Below are 2,137 nucleotides of genomic sequence, written 5' to 3' on the forward strand. Positions count from 1 at the left end.
CTGGATATATTTACCAGAAATAATGACCTGGTAGCTGCCATCAAGAGCAAAAAGCTGGATGATGATACCAAGATACTTGTAGAGCCTCGGGTGGCAACTACTTCAATGATAAATTCCAATCTTGGGTTATTGGATGAAGTGGAAAAAAATCTTGTAAAATCAGATTTTGAGATTATTGCCGCAGTAGGTGGGGCTGACCTCAGAACAAAAAGCGGTTCCTATGTGGATACCCGCAGCACCGGTGCTATTGTAGGGGCAGCACGCACCCTGAAAAAGGCAGATGGACTGCTTACCTTCGGGGCCTTTGCAGAATATGGCCGGGGCAATTACAGTGCACATCTGGATAATGGTACATCCGGTTGGGGAAATGCCAATTTTGGTGGGCTAGGCATATTCGTTGAAAAAGAGGACTATGATGGTGCGTATTATGGTGGAAGCTTGCGTGGAGGCAGGATTTCTACTGATTTCCGTGGGATTATTAACGATACTTCTACCAGCTATGATTCGGATAATAATTATTATGCCCTGCATCTGGCTGGTGGCAGAAAATTTGCTGTCAGCCCTAAGGGAACCATGGATATTTATGGCAAGGCATTTTATACCTATCAGGAGGGCACAGGGGCAAAGCTTTCCACCGGAGAGCATTATCAGTTTGGCAGTGTCAATTCTCTTCGTTTGAGGCTTGGAGGCCGATATAACTATAAGATAAATGACCAAAGCATTGTATATGCCGGTTTGGCCTACGAATATGAATTTGGTGGCAAGGCTACTGCTACCTATCAGGGGGAATCTGCTCCAAGTCCAAATCCAAGAGGCGGCAGTGGCATGCTGGAGCTGGGCTGGAAAGGGAAGACCAGTAAGGCAATGACTGTTGGGGTTAAAATGAATGGTTGGGTCGGCCATAAGCAAGGTATAGGTGGTACTGTGACTATGAACTGGGAATTCTAAGCAGAGTTTTATGTATGGATGATGGTTTTGTCTTTTAAAATTACCGGAAAAAACTAGTCTCGTTGTGCAAAGGCAAGTTTTTTCCGGTTTATTTTATGAAAAAATACATAAATCTTTTATCAACGACCACTTTTTCGTTTTTTTCATCACTTTTTGTTTTGCTATTGCATTTCATATTAAAAAGATATATTTTAGGGGTAATAATTTTTAGCTTATTAATTTCTGGGGGTTCCCCCACCAGATAATTATCCAATCGTATAGCCTTATAAGACTATAGTCCCAATAAACAAATAACATATTTACATAGTGTATATTATATGATTTAATAAAGACAAATACTATATTACATAGGATATTAGTTTTATTAAACATAAAATTATAATTTTTGAATATAACCCATTATATAAGGGACGAAGGGAAGATTTACTGAATTATACGCATGAATATAAGTAGGGAGATTTTTACAGAAATGTATTCGGTATTTTATGGAATTGAATATGAGAGTGATTGATTTTTGAAAAATATGGGACTATTTTCCATGCAAAGAGAAATCAATTTATTTTTTCAGTTCACTCTTTCGATTAAATTATACAAACGGGATATGATTATGAATGGTTTTATTTGGTGGATGTTTATCGGGAGAATCAAGGCAGATGAGTTGTTGAGTACATGTTATGCTGTATAATCCGGCATGTATTCAGGGAAGCTCAAATTAAACTAAGGAGGGTTAAAAATGAGAAGCAAAAGGGCACGGCTGAGAAGAAAGAAAGACAATGCTATGCGCAAAAATGGATTGGTTGCGTTGGCCATGATGGGAGGATATGGCCTGTTCAGTTCTATTGCAGGATTTCTTCCTTTTGCTGATGCAGGGGTAACTGTGACGGTGAATGATAAGACTGTAACAGTAACTGATGGTTCGTCAGTATACAGTAATATATATGGAAATGGAGGTATTACAGTTGACACTACCGAACCGATTTCCGGATATACGCTTGATTTTACCGGTGGCCATATTGACGGTGCGGTATACGGTGCCTATTCTGATGGTAGCGCAGATGTCAGTGACAACACTGTGAATTTTTCCGGCGGATATCTGGCAGGGCTTTATCCGGAAAATCATTGTATATATGGTGGATATTCTGTGGATGGGAATGTCACTGGAAATACAGTTAATCTCTCTACCAATGAC

At 39.5% G+C, this 2,137-nt stretch carries 1 protein-coding gene and 1 pseudogene; both read left to right on the forward strand.

Features of this window, described 5'->3' with window-relative positions; translation table 11 throughout:
• Nucleotides 1-948, forward strand: a 948-nt coding sequence (locus K6C05_RS10295) for an autotransporter outer membrane beta-barrel domain-containing protein (RefSeq protein ID WP_296734423.1), incomplete at its 5' end; no start/stop codon positions are given.
• A 733-nt stretch (nucleotides 949-1,681) separates the two neighbouring features.
• A pseudogene (locus K6C05_RS10300) lies at nucleotides 1,682-2,137 on the forward strand (hypothetical protein); the annotation flags it as partial.

The sequence above is a fragment of the Anaerovibrio sp. genome (assembly GCF_024697385.1).
GTDB lineage: Bacteria > Bacillota > Negativicutes > Selenomonadales > Selenomonadaceae > Anaerovibrio.